At 70.7% G+C, this 13,506-nt stretch carries 13 protein-coding genes; 12 read left to right on the top strand and 1 reads right to left on the bottom strand.

Annotation, left to right across the window (positions count from 1 at the left end; genetic code table 11):
- Nucleotides 1–67 precede the first annotated feature (67 nt).
- The 5 genes from ygeW (at nucleotide 68) to INF26_RS04885 (ending at nucleotide 5,193) form a co-directional block, all read left to right on the top strand.
- Entirely contained in the window at nucleotides 68–1,270 is a 1,203-nt protein-coding gene (gene ygeW, locus INF26_RS04905; RefSeq protein ID WP_193529615.1) for a knotted carbamoyltransferase YgeW, read from the top strand.
- Between the two features lie 133 nt (nucleotides 1,271–1,403).
- Entirely contained in the window at nucleotides 1,404–2,345 is a 942-nt protein-coding gene (arcC, locus tag INF26_RS04900; protein ID WP_193529614.1) for a carbamate kinase, read from the top strand.
- On the top strand, nucleotides 2,338–3,330 hold the full coding sequence (locus tag INF26_RS04895) for an NTP transferase domain-containing protein (protein WP_193529613.1): 993 nt from the start codon (nucleotides 2,338–2,340) through the stop codon (nucleotides 3,328–3,330). Before arcC ends, INF26_RS04895 begins: the two co-directional genes overlap by 8 nt.
- 49 nt (nucleotides 3,331–3,379) lie before the next feature.
- The gene (gene hydA / locus INF26_RS04890) at nucleotides 3,380–4,753 is read left to right on the top strand and encodes a dihydropyrimidinase (RefSeq protein ID WP_193529612.1); all 1,374 of its coding nucleotides are present in this window, start codon (nucleotides 3,380–3,382) and stop codon (nucleotides 4,751–4,753) included.
- Between the two features lie 53 nt (nucleotides 4,754–4,806).
- Nucleotides 4,807–5,193 carry a Rid family detoxifying hydrolase gene (locus INF26_RS04885; RefSeq protein ID WP_193529611.1) on the top strand — a complete coding sequence of 129 codons (387 nt, stop codon included), beginning with the start codon at nucleotides 4,807–4,809 and terminating at the stop codon, nucleotides 5,191–5,193.
- Between the two features lie 265 nt (nucleotides 5,194–5,458).
- Here INF26_RS04885 and yqeC read toward each other — a convergent pair whose 3' ends face one another.
- A complete protein-coding gene (gene yqeC, locus INF26_RS04880) occupies nucleotides 5,459–6,121 on the bottom strand; it encodes a selenium cofactor biosynthesis protein YqeC (protein WP_332307312.1) in 663 nt (220 codons plus the stop codon).
- Between the two features lie 118 nt (nucleotides 6,122–6,239).
- Here yqeC and yedF point away from each other — a divergent pair, with 118 nt between their 5' ends.
- The 7 genes from yedF to INF26_RS04845 all read left to right on the top strand — a co-directional run bounded on the left by yedF (nucleotide 6,240) and on the right by INF26_RS04845 (nucleotide 13,458).
- Nucleotides 6,240–6,881: a sulfurtransferase-like selenium metabolism protein YedF gene (gene yedF, locus INF26_RS04875; RefSeq protein ID WP_193529610.1), complete on the top strand. Its 642-nt coding sequence runs from the start codon at nucleotides 6,240–6,242 to the stop codon at nucleotides 6,879–6,881.
- Nucleotides 6,882–6,901: 20 nt separating this feature from the next.
- Nucleotides 6,902–7,153, top strand: coding sequence for a DUF3343 domain-containing protein (locus INF26_RS04870; protein ID WP_193529609.1), 252 nt, complete (start codon nucleotides 6,902–6,904; stop codon nucleotides 7,151–7,153).
- 27 nt (nucleotides 7,154–7,180) lie between these two features.
- Nucleotides 7,181–8,329 carry an aminotransferase class V-fold PLP-dependent enzyme gene (locus INF26_RS04865; RefSeq protein ID WP_193529608.1) on the top strand — a complete coding sequence of 383 codons (1,149 nt, stop codon included), beginning with the start codon at nucleotides 7,181–7,183 and terminating at the stop codon, nucleotides 8,327–8,329.
- A 369-nt stretch (nucleotides 8,330–8,698) separates the two neighbouring features.
- The gene (gene yqeB / locus INF26_RS04860; RefSeq protein WP_193529607.1) at nucleotides 8,699–10,504 is read left to right on the top strand and encodes a selenium-dependent molybdenum cofactor biosynthesis protein YqeB; all 1,806 of its coding nucleotides are present in this window, start codon (nucleotides 8,699–8,701) and stop codon (nucleotides 10,502–10,504) included.
- Complete coding sequence (locus tag INF26_RS04855) at nucleotides 10,501–11,517, top strand: FecCD family ABC transporter permease (protein WP_193529606.1); 1,017 nt, start codon at nucleotides 10,501–10,503, stop codon at nucleotides 11,515–11,517. The genes yqeB and INF26_RS04855 overlap by 4 nt, the downstream gene beginning before the upstream one ends.
- A gap of 60 nt (nucleotides 11,518–11,577) precedes the next feature.
- Nucleotides 11,578–12,357, top strand: a complete 780-nt coding sequence (locus INF26_RS04850; protein ID WP_193529605.1) for an ABC transporter ATP-binding protein — start codon at nucleotides 11,578–11,580, stop codon at nucleotides 12,355–12,357.
- A 12-nt stretch (nucleotides 12,358–12,369) separates the two neighbouring features.
- The gene (locus INF26_RS04845; protein WP_193529604.1) at nucleotides 12,370–13,458 is read left to right on the top strand and encodes an ABC transporter substrate-binding protein; all 1,089 of its coding nucleotides are present in this window, start codon (nucleotides 12,370–12,372) and stop codon (nucleotides 13,456–13,458) included.
- The last annotated feature ends 48 nt before the right edge of the window (nucleotides 13,459–13,506 follow it).

The following is a 13,506-nucleotide window of genomic DNA, read 5'->3' as shown; positions in this document are numbered from 1 at the left end:
TCACTCAGAACAGAATGATCCAAAAGGGGTCTGTCCCCTTTTGAATCACCACAGAAAGGAAACGAACATGGCCAAGGACTTCTCCGCGCTTCTCGACGAGCTCAAGGGCTACGACTTCTCCGGCATGTACAACGCCGACTTCCTGCACACCTGGGACAAGACCACCGACGAGCTGCGCGCGCTCTACGCCGTGGCCGCCGCCCTGCGCAACCTCCGCGAGCGCAACATCTCCTCGCGCATCTTCGACTCCGGCCTCGCCGTCTCGCTCTTCCGCGACAACTCCACCCGCACGCGCTTCTCGTTCTCCAAGGCCACGAACCTGCTTGGCCTCCAGCTCCAGGACCTCGACGAGGGCAAGTCCCAGATCGCCCACGGCGAGACCGTCCGCGAGACCGCCACGATGATCTCCTTCATGGCCGACGTCATCGGCATCCGCGACGACATGTACATCGGCAAGGGCGACGCCTACATGGCCGAGGTCGCCGAGTCCGTCGACGAGGCCTACAAGGACGGCGTGCTCGACCACCGTCCCACGCTCATCTCCCTGCAGTCCGACTCCGACCACCCGACCCAGTCCTCCGCCGACATGCTCTACCTCATCGAGGAGTTTGGCGGCCTGGAGAACCTCCGCGGCAAGAAGGTGGCCGTGACCTGGGCGTACTCCCCGAGCTACGGCAAGCCGCTCTCCTGCCCGCAGTCGCTCATCTCGCTGCTGCCGCGCTTTGGCATGGACGTCACGCTGGCCCACCCCGAGGGCTACGACCTCATGGGCGACCGCGTGGAGGCCGCCAAGGCTTACGCCGCCGAGTCCGGCTGCACCTTCAAGCAGGTGAACACCATGGCCGAGGCCTTCGAGGGCGCCGACATCGTCATCCCCAAGAGCTGGGCTCCCTACGCCGCCATGGAGAAGCGCACCAACCTCTACGCCGAGGGCGACGACGCCGGCATCAAGGCGCTCGAGAAGGAGCTTCTCGCCCAGAACGCCACCCACATGGACTGGTGCTCCACGCGCGAGCTCATGGCCAAGACCGCTCACGGCGACGACACGATCTACATGCACCCGCTGCCCGCCGACATCTCCGGCGTCTCCTGCGAGCACGGCGAGGTCATGGCCGACGTCTTTGACATGCACCGCGTGGGCATGTACAAGGAGGCCAGCTACAAGCCGTACGCCATCGCGGCCATGATCTTCCTGCAGAAAGTCAAGGACCCCGTGACCACGCTTGCGGCGCTCGAGGCCGCGGCCAAGCCCCGCTGGAACCAGGCGTAGGAAATCGTCCGTCCGGGCTGGGGCCGCCCACAAGTCGCTCGCTCACTGCGCGTTGCGCAGAAGTCGCTCGCTGACTTGTGGGCGGCCCCGCCCTTCTCGACGGGTCTTGTCGCAGCTCAAGGAGTAATATAAAATGTCTAAGAGAATCGTCATCGCGCTGGGCGGCAACGCGCTCGGAAAGAACCTGCCTGAGCAGATGGAGGCGGTCAAGCACACGGCGCGCGCGATCGTGGACCTCATCGAGCAGGGCAACGAAGTCGTGGTGGCCCACGGCAACGGTCCGCAGGTGGGCATGATCCAGGAGGCCATGACGCAGCTCACGCGCTCCGACCCCGAGAAGTACATCCCGTGCCCGCTTTCCGTCTGCGTGGCCATGAGCCAGGGCTACATCGGCTACGACCTGCAGAACGCGCTGCGTGAGGAGATGCTGGACCGCGGGATCGAGATGGGCGCCGCCACGGTGCTCACGCAGGTTGAGGTGGACCCGGAGGACCCGGCGTTCGCCAACCCCACCAAGCCGATCGGCGCCTTCATGACGCGCGAGGAGGCCGACCGCATGATCGCCGAGCGCGGCTACGACGTGATCGAGGACGCCGGGCGCGGGTACCGCCGCGTGGTGGCCTCGCCCAAGCCGGTGGGCATCGTGGAGCTGGACACCATCCGCTCGCTCGTCGAGACCAACCACGTGGTCATCGCCTGCGGTGGCGGCGGCATCCCGGTCTTCCACACCGAGGGCCACCACCTCAAGGGCGCCGCGGCGGTCATCGACAAGGATTTCGCGGCGGCGCGCCTGGCCGAGCAGCTGGACGCCGACTTTCTGGTGATCTTGACCGCGGTGGAGAAGGTGGCCGTGAACTTTGGCAAGCCCGACCAGCAGTGGCTGGACGAGCTCACGCCCGAGACCGCGGCGCGCTACATCGAGGAGGGCCAGTTCGCGCCCGGCTCGATGCTGCCCAAGGTGGAGGCGGCGCTCGCCTTCGCTCAGTCCGGCGAGGGCCGCTCGTCGCTCATCACGCTCCTCGACCGGGCGGCCGACGGCATCGCCGGCAAGACGGGTACCATCGTACGTGGCTAGCAAGGGCGCGGCGGGCGAGAAGGACGGTGGGGCGCGCGGCATGAGACCCGACCTCAGGGCATATCTTCTGGGCGACGACGGGCACCGGGTCTTTGGGCCCGGTCCGGTCGAGCTGCTGGAGCGCGTGGGCGAGCTGGGCAGCCTGCGCGCCGCCGCGATCGACATGGGTATGGCCTACACCAAGGCCACGCGCCTCGTGCACGACGCGGAGCGGGCCTTTGGCTTCGCGCTCACCGAGCGGACCGTGGGCGGCTCCGGGGGCGGCGGCTCGAAGCTCACCGCCGAGGCGCGCGAGCTGATCGAGCGCTACCGCGCGTTCGAGCGCACGAGCCGCTGGGCGCTCTCCGCCGCCTACGAGACGTGCTTCTCGGGCTTTGCCGACGTGGCCCGCCTGGGCTGCGTGGTCATGGCGTCCGGCGAGGGCGCGCGCTTTGGCGGCGCGCCGGGCGAGAAGCTCGTGGCGCCGCTGGCCGGCACGGCCGTGCTCGAGCGCACGCTCGCCGCGCTGCCGGCGGACCTCCTGGACGTCGTGGTGGTGACGCGCTGGGACGCGGTCGAGGGGCTGTGCGAGCGGCTCGGTGTGCGCTGCGTGCGCGCGACGGGCCCGCTCAAGAGCGACACGATGCGCGCGGGCCTGGAGGCGCTGGGGCATCGCGCCGGCTGCCTCTTCGTGACCGGCGACCAGCCGCTCCTGAGCGAGAGGAGCGTGCGCGCGCTGGTGGCGGAGCTCGTCCGCGAGCCCACCGCTATCGTGCGCCTGGGCTGGCGTGGCCGCGCCGCGAATCCGGTGCTCTGGCCGAACGACACGCTGGCCGCGCTGGCTCGGCTGGAGGGCGACACGGGAGGGCGCGTCCTTCTCGACGGCCATGCCGAGCTGGAGGGTCGCGTGCGCACGGTGGAGGCCGCCGACGAGTGGGAGCTCGCCGACGTGGACACGCCCGAGGACCTGGCGCGCCTCGAGGGCGCGCTGGCCGAGAGAGGCTGATTCAAAAGGGGACAGACCCCTTTTGGATCATTCGCAGAGGGGAGAGCCGATGAGGAGGATCCTGGCAAACGGCACGCTGGTCACGCCGGAGGGCCTGCGTCGCGCCGACCTCGCGCTGGAGGGCGAGAAGATCGTGGAGATCGCCGCGCACATCGAGCCCGGGCTCACGGACGTCGTCGAGGACGTGAGCGGCTGCTGGGTGTTCCCCGGCTTCATCGACGCGCACACCCACCTGCAGTGCTGGACCGGCATGGACTGGACGGCCGACAGCTTTGAGACCGGCACGCGCGCCGCTGCCTGCGGCGGCACCACCTGCATCGTGGACTATGCCACGGCCGACCGCGGCGTGACGATGGACGAGGCGCTGGCCGAGTGGCACAGGCGCGCCGAGGGCGGCAGCGGCTGCACGGCCAACTACGGCTTCCACATGGCGATCGCCGAGTGGGGCGAGGACTCGCCGGGGCAGATGCGCCGCATGCGCGAGGCGGGCGTGAGCAGCTTCAAGACCTACCTCGCCTACGACCACCTGCGGCTCTCCGACGCGGAGACGCTGCGCTGCCTGGAGGTCGTGCGCGACCTGGACGCCGTGCTCTGCGTGCACTGCGAGAACGGCGACGTGGTGAACGAGCTGCAGCGGCGCGTGCTGGCGTCCGGCGTCACGGGCCCGGAGGGACACCCGCTCTCCCGCCCGGCCGAGGCCGAGGCGGACGCCGTGAGCCGCCTGCTCTACCTGGCACAGATCGCGGGCGCCAAGGTGAACGTGGTGCACCTGTCCACGGAGCTCGGGCTTCTCGCCGTGCGCGCTGCCCGTGCCCGCGGCCAGCAGGGCATCTACGTGGAGACCTGCCCGCAGTACCTCACGCTGGACGACACGCGCTACCTCGAGGCCGGTGACGACGGCTTCGCGGGCGCCAAGTACGTGATGAGCCCGCCGCTGCGCAAGCCGCGTGATGTGCGCGCCCTGCGTGAGGCCGTGCTCGCCGGCGAGGTGGACTCCATCGCGACGGACCACTGCTCGTTCAACCTGCAAGGCCAGAAGGACCGCGGCCGCGACGACTTCACGCGCATCCCCAACGGCGGGCCCGGCATCGAGCACCGCCCGGCCGTGATGGCCACGACCTTCGAGGGCCAGCTCGGCCCCGAGGAGCTCTGCCGGCTGCTGGCGGAGGGTCCGGCGCGCGTCTTTGGCCTGTGGCCGGAGCGCGGGCGCCTGGCCGTGGGCGCGGCCGCCGACGTCTGCGTGTGGGACCCGTCGGCGCGCTGGACCATCAGCGCGGCGACCCAGCACCAGGCCGTGGACTACACGCCGTGGGAGGGCTTCGAGGCGCACGGTCGCGCGCACCTCGTCTACGTGGGCGGCGAGCTCGTGGCCCGCGACGGCGAGCCCTGCGGCCCCACCCCCGGTCGCTACGTGGCACGATAGTCATCAGTCAGTCGTATAGCGGGGGACACCCCCCTCAAGCAAAGGAGAAGAACATGGCAATCGAGGCAATCGTCACCGACAAGGCGCCCGCGGCGCTCGGCCCCTACTCCGCCGCCGTTGCGGCTCCCGCGACGCGCGCGATCCACGTGTCCGGCCAGCTGCCGATCGACCCGGCCACCGGCGAGTTCGCCGGCGAGGACATCCAGGCCCAGACGCGCCAGAGCCTGACCAACATCAAGAACATCCTCGAGGCCGCCGGCGCCTCCATGGCCGACGTCGCCGAGGTCACCGTCCTTCTCGACGACATCGCCGACTTCGCGGCCATGAACGAGGTCTACGGCGAGTTCTTCACCGCGCCGTACCCCAGCCGCGCCGCCTTCGAGGTGGCCGCGCTGCCCAAGGCCGCCAAGGTCGAGATCAAGGCCGTGGCCTACCGGTAGGCAGAGCCTTACCGGGAAGGGACGCCCGCCGGCTTCCACGCAGGACTGCGCTTCGCGGAAGATCCTGCTTAGGAAGTCGGCGGGCGTCCGCCGTTTTGGTCCTCAGGCGCCAGGAACACTTATCCGGTTGTGTACGAAGTTGCAAGTCTGATGTTCTTGTCGGCAAGTCGTCTACCTGCTGTTTTGTTATCGCATGGTACCGTATTAATATTGCAACCTCGTACACACCCGGAGGGAGGGGTGGAGCGCCCGGGTTTGGTGACGGCTACGAGGCGGCGTGGATGGTGCCGACGCGCACGCTGCCCGCGAACGCCAGGATGGCGAGAAGGGCGGCGAGGTCGCGGGCAGTGTCGGGCGCGACGTCGGCCTGGTTGACGAGGGCGACGTCGGCGAGGGCCTCGACGTCGGCGACGCGGGCGACGAGCTCGGGCGTGGCGGGGTCGTCCGGTGTGCAGCCGGTGAGCTCGCAGAAGAGCTCCGGGCGGTGGACCTTCTCGTGCACGGGATGACCGAGGCCGGACGCGCCGAGCACGAGGATCGTACGGCCCGAGCACGCGGGGATGACAGGCTCCCAGGGGGCGTGGGCCTTGAGGGGGAGCCGGCGGGCGCCGTCGGCCTCCACAAGTACGTAGTCCGCAAGGGACGCCAGCGCGTCTATGCCCAGCTCGGGGGTCACGAGCTTGCCGTTCTTCTCGGCCTGCGAGCCCACGCAGACGACGCGCGACTCCGCGAGGGCTGCGCGCACGTCGTCGGCGTCGGCCGAGGTAACGAGCGGCACGTCCGGGAACGGCAGGATGTGCGTCGTGGTGGTGAGCACGACCGTGCCCGGCAGCTCGCGCGCGAGCGCCGCGATCAGCGACGTCTTTCCACCGCTGCCGATGACCGACGTCACGCCGGGTCTCACGCCCAGAGCCTCCGCAAAGCCCACGTGCCACCTCCTCGACGCATTGCTGCCGTCTGCCGCATTGTAGTTTTCAAAATACAACGCCCTATTACAATTTTTTTGGTTAGCAGACGGTTTTTCGGCAAACGAGCGAGGAGAGAACATGGCAGACACGGTGCTCACGATCGACGCGCGGGGCGAGGCGTGCCCCATCCCCGTGGTGCGGACCCTGAAGGCGCTCGCCGCGCTGGCAGGCCCGGGCAGCGTGGAGACGCTCGTGGACAACGAGATCGCGGTGCAGAACCTCACGCGCATGGGCGAGGGCAAGGGCTGCACGGTGGCGAGCGAGCGGCTGGGCGAGAAGGAGTGGCGCGTGACCGTGACCACGTCCGTCGCGCTCGGCGTGAGCGATGCGGAGGCCGAGTCGGCGACCTGCGAGGTGCCGGCGCCGGGCGCGGCGCCCGCGCCGCGTCGCGTGGTGGTTGCCATCACCTCCGAGTGCATGGGCACCGGCGACGACGTGCTGGGCAGGAAGCTCATGGGGAGCTTCGTCTACTCGCTCACGCAGCTCGACGAGCTGCCGGCGACCGTGCTGCTCTACAACGGCGGTGCGCACCTCAGCTGCGAGGGCTCGGCGGCGCTCGAGGACCTGCGCGGCCTCGCGGCCTCCGGTGTGGAGGTGCTCACCTGCGGGACCTGCCTCGACCACTACGGCATCGCGGACACGCTGGCCGTGGGCGAGGTCACCAACATGTACGTGATCGCGCAGCGCCTGACCGGCGCGAGCCTCGTGGTGCGGCCGTAGCGCCGGCGGGGCGGCGGGCGATGGCGCGCGTGCGGGTGCCGTCTCTGGTGGTGACGTTTCCCACCACGGCGGCGGCGATGTCATGCGAGGAGTGCTGCGAGCGGCGTGGCCTGGGCGGGCGGATGATCCCGGTGCCCGGCGAGGTCGCGGCCGGCTGCGGCCTGGCGTGGAAGACCGTGCCGGAGGCGCGCGAGGAGCTCGCGGTCGCGCTGGCCGCCGACGGCGTGCCCGTCGAGGCCATGACGGTGATCGAGCTGCTCGAGTTTCGCTGAGCGGCGGGCGAGAAGGACGTGGGGCCGATGATCTACCTGGACAACGCGGCAACGACGATGCGCAAGCCGCAGGAGGTCGTGGACGCCGTCGTGGCGGCGATGGGCTCGCTCGGAAACGCTGGCCGCGGCGCGTCCGCGGGGGCCCTCGACGCCGGGCGCGTGGTGCTGCGCGCCCGCGAGGCGGTGGCGACGCTCCTGGGCTGCCCGCGCGCCGACCACGTGTGCTTCTCGGCCAATGCGACGGCGGCGCTCAATGCCGCGCTGTCCGGCCTGGTGGGTCCGGGCGACCGCGTGGTCACGACGGTGCTGGAGCACAACTCCGTGCTGCGCCCGCTCGCGCGCCTGGCGGACGAGCGGGGCGTGGAGGTCGCCTACGCCGGCTGCGACGCGTACGGGTTTCTCGACATGGACGAGCTCGAGCGGCTGGTCACGCCGGGCACGCGCCTTGTTGCGGTGACGCATGGCTCCAACGTGACGGGCAACCTCGTGGACGTGGCCCGTGTGGCGCGGATCGCACACGCAGTGGGCGCGCTCTGCCTGGTGGACGCGTCGCAGACGGCGGGCGCGGTGCCGCTGGACATGGCGGCCACGGGCGTCGACGTGGTGTGCTTCACCGGGCACAAGGGCCTCATGGGCCCGCAGGGCACGGGCGGCATGGCGGTGGCCGACGGCGTCGACGTGCGGCCGTGGGCCGAGGGCGGCTCCGGCGTGCACTCCTTTGAGCGCCGGCACCCGCTGGAGTGGCCCACGCGGCTGGAGGCGGGGACGCTGAACGCGCATGGTCTGGCGGGCCTCGCTGCGGGTATCGCGTTTGTCGAGAAGAACGGCGGGCCCGCGGCGGTGGGCGCGCGCGAGCACGAGCTGGCGCGGCGACTGTGGGAGGGCGTGGCCGACGTGCCGGGCGTGACGGTGTACGGCGGCTGGGCCGTGGCGCCCGAGCGTTGCGGTGGCATCGTGGCGCTCAACGTGGACGGGCTGGACTCGGCGGAGGTGGCCGACGCGCTGTCCTCCGGCTGGGGGATCGCGTGCCGCGCCGGCGCCCACTGCGCTCCGCTCATGCACCGCGCCCTGGGGACCGAGCAGCAGGGCATCGTGCGTCTGAGCTGCGGCTGGTTTACCACCGAGAACGAGGTTGACGTTGCTGCGGCTGCCATCCGCGAGATCGCCGCAGGCTGAGGTGTCCCTTCCGGGTGTGTACGAAGTTGCGGAGTTGATGTTCTTCTCGCCAGGCCATCCACCTGCGGGTTTGTGGTCGCTAGGTACCGTATTAATATTGCAACTTCGTACACACCCGGAAGAGGGGGCCGTACACACCCGGAGGAAGGGGCGTACACACCCGGAAGGGGAGTACAAACCCGGAGAGGGGCGGACGGCGAGAAGGACGGGGCTGCCGAGGTCGTAGCCGTCTGCGTGCGCTCTGGTGCCGCTCACGCTGCCAGCCGGCCGGGCAAACATTTTGTGAGTTAGACTAACTAGTTGGAATTCAACGTCGCGCAGAGCGTTATATTTTGGAAAATATAACGCTGACGAGGAGGTTATCCGGACATGCTGGTCGTGATTCGCGGGGCAGGGGACATCGCGTCGGGCATCGCGCTGCGGCTGCATCGCGCGGGCATGCAGGTCGTGATGTGCGACCTCGCGGTCCCCACGTCAATCCGGCGCACCGTGTGCTTCTCGGAGGCCATCCGCCTGGGCGAGACGCGTGTGGAGGGCGTGCGCGGCGTGCTGTGCGCGGACGCCGCGGCGGCGCGCGCGGCCGCGGCGGCGGGAAACGTCGCCGTGCTCGTTGACCCCGAGGCCACCTGCGTGCGCGAGCTCGCGCCCGACGTGCTGGTCGACGCCATTCTCGCCAAGCGCAACCTCGGCACCACGCGCGACATTGCACCCGTCGTGATCGGCGTGGGCCCCGGCTTCACCGCGCGCGAGGACTGCGACGCCGCCGTTGAGACGATGCGCGGCCACTACCTGGGGCGCGTTTACTACGAGGGCTCGCCGATCCCCAACACGGCGGTGCCCGGGCTCATCGGCGGCTACGCGGGCGAGCGCGTGATGCGCGCGCCGGCGGACGGCGTCTTCGAGCCGTGCGTGGAGATCGGGGCGCAGGTCACGGCCGGTGACGTCTGCGCCACGGTGGCCGGCGAGCCCATGCGCGCGACGATCGACGGCGTGGTGCGGGGGCTCCTGCAGGCGGGCGTCTCCGTGCACAAGGGCATGAAGTGCGGAGACGTGGACCCGCGCTGCCACCCGGAGTACATCGAGAGCGCCTCCGACAAGGCGCTGGCCGTGGGCGGCGGCGTGCTCGAGGCGATTCTGGCGCTCTCGAGCGAGAAGAACGTGGAGGCCGAGAAGAACGTGCATTCCGTCAACGGCTCCCTCTCCGACGAGGGCTTCGTCTCCGCGCTCGTGGCGGAGCTTGAGGCCGGGCGACGCGTGGGGCTGGCGAGTCTGCTCGCCACGAGCGGCTCGATGCCGCGCCACGAGGGCGCGCGCCTGGCGGTCCTCGCAAATGAGTCGCTGGTCGGGACCGTCGGCGGCGGTGCGATCGAGCAGCTGGCCATTGAGCGTGCCCGCGCGGCACGCTCCGGCGGTGCGTCGAGTCTGGAGTGGTACCACACGGGCGACGCCATGGCCTGCGGCGGCGACGCGCTTCTCGCCGTGCGCTCGCTCACGGCCGACGACCTGTCCGTTCTTCTCGCCGTGCGCGACGCGCTCCTGCGCGACGAGCCTGTCTGCGTGACGGAGCGCTGGGCGGACGCCGCCGCGCCGACGATCGAGGCCGGCCCAGCCGCGCGCCTCTCCGCCCCGACCTGGTACGACGCCCGCGCCACCTACCGCGAGCCCGTCGCCGTCCCGAGCCGACTGCACGTCTTTGGCGCCGGACACGTGGGCGCTGCGCTCGTGGGACTGGCCGCCGCGGCGGGCTTCGAGGTGCACGTCTACGACGACCGACCGGAGCTCGCGACGCGCGAGCGCCTGCCGCAGGCAACATCCGTGACCTGCGGCGCGTTCGACGAGCTTGCCGCCAGCGCCGTCGTCGGGCCGCGCGACTCCGTCGTCGTGCTCACGCATGGGCACGCCCACGACGAGACGGTCCTTCTCGGCGTGCTGACCCGTGACGTCCAGCCCGCCTACGTGGGCTGCATCGGCAGCGCCCGCAAGGCCGCCCTTGCGCGCGAGCACCTCGCCGCCGGCGGCGTGCCGGCCGAGCGCGTCGACGCCGTGGCCATGCCGATCGGCCTCGCCATCGGTGCCGTCACGCCCGTCGAGATCGCCCTCGCAATCGTGGCGCAGCTCGTCCGCCGGCGCGCCGAGCGCCGCGGCGAGGGCCCGGGGAAGGGCGAGCGCGCATGACGGCCCTCGCCCGCAGACACCCCGGCCGCATCATCGCCCTTCTCGGCGCGCTGCTCGTGGCGTGCGTCCTGATCTCGCTGGCGCTCGGCCGCTATCCTATCGGCCCGGCGGACGCGCTCGAGCTGCTGGCCTCCCGCGTGGTGCCCGGCCTCGGCGACTTCTCCGCGCAGCAGGAGACACTCTTCTTCAACGTGCGCCTGCCGCGCATCCTGCTCGTGATCCTCGTGGGCGCGAGCCTCTCGGCCGCGGGCGCCGCCTTCCAGGGAATCTTCCAGAACCCGCTCGTCTCGCCGGACTTCCTCGGCGCGTCGCAGGGCGCGGCCTTCGGCGCGTGCTGGGCCATTCTCACGGGGGCTGGCTCGCTCGCAATCTCCGGCTCCGCCTTCGCCGTCTCGCTCGCCGCGGTGGGCATCGTGCTGCTGGTGAGCAGCAGGGCGCGCGGCAACCGGATCCTCGTGACCGTGCTCGCCGGCATCATGGTGAAGTCGCTCTTCGAGTCCGGCGTCTCCTACACCAAGCTCGTTGCCGACCCGTCCAACCAGCTGCAGGCCATCACGTTCTGGCTGCTCGGCTCGTTCAACGGCGCCAAGGTGGCCGACCTCGCGCTGGCCGCCGGCCCCATCGCCATCGGCCTCGCCGGCCTTATGGCCATGCGCTGGCGCCTCAACGTCCTCACGATGTCCGATGACGAGGCGCTCTCCATGGGCGTGAACGCCCCGCGCGTGCGTGCCGTGGCCGTGCTCTTCTCGGCGCTCGTGACCGCGGCGAGCGTGGCGGTCTCCGGGCTCATCGGCTGGGTGGGGCTCGTGGTGCCGCACCTCGCGCGCGGCCTGGTGGGCAGCGACTACCGGCACCTCCTGCCGGCCAGCATGCTCGCGGGTGCCACGTTTCTCCTGGTGGTCGACGACATCGCGCGCCTCGCGCTCACGGCGGAGATCCCCATCGGCATCCTCACGTCGGTGGTGGGCGCGCCGTTCTTCCTGTGGCTCATCGTGAAGAGGGGGCGCGGCTGATGCGGGCGAGAAGAACCTGGCATCCCGGTCCCGCGGCGGGCGAGAGGGGGCGCGGCTGACATGAGCTTTGAGATCTCCGGCCTCAGCTTCTCCTATGGTGACCACGCGGTGCTCGAGGGCGTGGACCTCTCCGTCGCGGACGGCGAGCTCGCGTGCGTGCTCGGGCCCAACGGCGTGGGCAAGACGACGCTCTTCCGCTGCATCCTGGGCCTCGAGCGGCCGCGCGCGGGGGCCATCCTCGTGAACGGCCGCCCGCTCGGCGAGCTCACGATAGCCGAGCGCGCCCGCGAGATGGCCTTCGTCCCGCAGAGCCACGCGCAGGTCTTTGACTACGAGGTGCTCGACGTGGTGCTCATGAGCGCGGCGTCGCGCCTGGGGCCGCTGCGCGCGCCCGCAGCCGCCGACCGCGCCCGCGCCGAGGAGGCGCTCGAGCGCGTGGGCGTGGCGCACCTCGCGCACCGGAGCTTCATGCAGGTCTCGGGCGGCGAGCGGCAGCTCGTCCTTATCGCCCGCGCCATCGCGCAGAACGCGCGCTCGATCGTGATGGACGAGCCCACGAGCGCGCTCGACTTTGGCAACACGGCGCGCGTGATGGCGGTCGTGCGACGGCTCGCGAGCGAGGGGCTCTCGGTGATCGCGTCCACGCACGCGCCCGACCTGGCCTACCTCTACGCGGACACGGTGCTCGCGCTCGACGGCGGACGCGTGCGCGCGTGCGGCTCGCCGGCGGACGTCATCACCGGTCCGCTCCTGAGCGAGCTCTACGGCCTGCCCGTCGAGGTGAGCTCGCTCCACGGCGACCGGGCGCGCGCCTGCGTGCCCCTGGACATGACGAGATAGAAGGGCAGTGAGATGATGAGGAGAAGGACGTTCCTGTCGGCGGTCGCGGCGCTTGCGGTGGCGGCGTCGCTCGGGGCGTGCGGCGGCGCGCCCGCGGCCGACCCCGCCCCCACCGACGAGGCCGCCACGCGTGTGGTCACGGACTCGCTCGGGCGCGAGGTGGAGATCCCGGCCGAGGTCGAGCGCATCGCGGCGTCCGGCCCCGTGGCCCAGCAGGTGCTGCTCACGGTGGCGCCCGAGAAGATGGTCGGCCTCTCCGGCGAGCTCACCGACGAGCAGCTCGCCTACCTCGGCGAGGACCTCGCCGACCTGCCCGTTTTCGGCCAGATCTACGGTGGCAAGGGCGACTTCAACAAGGAGGCCGTCGCCGCGGCGGACCCACAGCTGATCATCGACGTCGGCGAGGCCAAGGACTCGCTCGCCGAGGAGCTGGACACGCTGCAGGAGCAGCTCGGCATCCCGTGCGTGCACATCGACTCGACCGACCTCCACAGCTACGCCGAGCTCTACGACCAGCTCGCGGTCATCCTGGACTCCGAGAAGGCAGCCGAGCTTGCGGACTACTGCCGCGACGCGGTGGCCGAGGTGGAGGCCGTCGTCGCGGAGGTCCCCGAGGGCGAGCGTCCGCGTGCGGCGTACCTGCTCGGCGACACCGGCACCAACGCGATGGCGCGCGGCGGCTTCCAATCCGGCATCATCGACCTGTGCTCGGAGAACGTCGTCGTGGTGGACGACCCGTCGTCCAGCGGCAAGGGCAACGAGATCGGCCTCGAGCAGATCGCGCTCTGGGACCCCGAGCTCATCGTCTTCGTAGGCGACTCGATCTTTGACACCGTGGGCGACGAGCCGGCCTGGGCCGAGCTCAGCGCCATCAAGTCAGGCAACTACTTCCGCGCGCCGAGCGAGCCCTACAACTGGATCTCCATGCCGGCCTCGGTCAACCAGATCATTGGCCTGCAGTGGTACGCGCGCCTGTGCTATCCGGACCGCTTCGACGATGACCTGCGCGACGTGGTGGGGGAGTACTACCAGCTCTTCTACGGCCACGACCTCACGGACGAGGAGTACGGCGCGCTGATGCGCGGCGCCGTGCGGGCGTAGGCTCGCCGAGTCTGTAGTTTTTTGCGGTCGAGCAAAGTACAGACTCGA

Source organism: Thermophilibacter gallinarum (genome assembly GCF_014982725.1).
GTDB lineage: Bacteria > Actinomycetota > Coriobacteriia > Coriobacteriales > Atopobiaceae > Thermophilibacter > Thermophilibacter gallinarum.
This window is presented reverse-complemented; position numbering and strand designations above follow the sequence as displayed.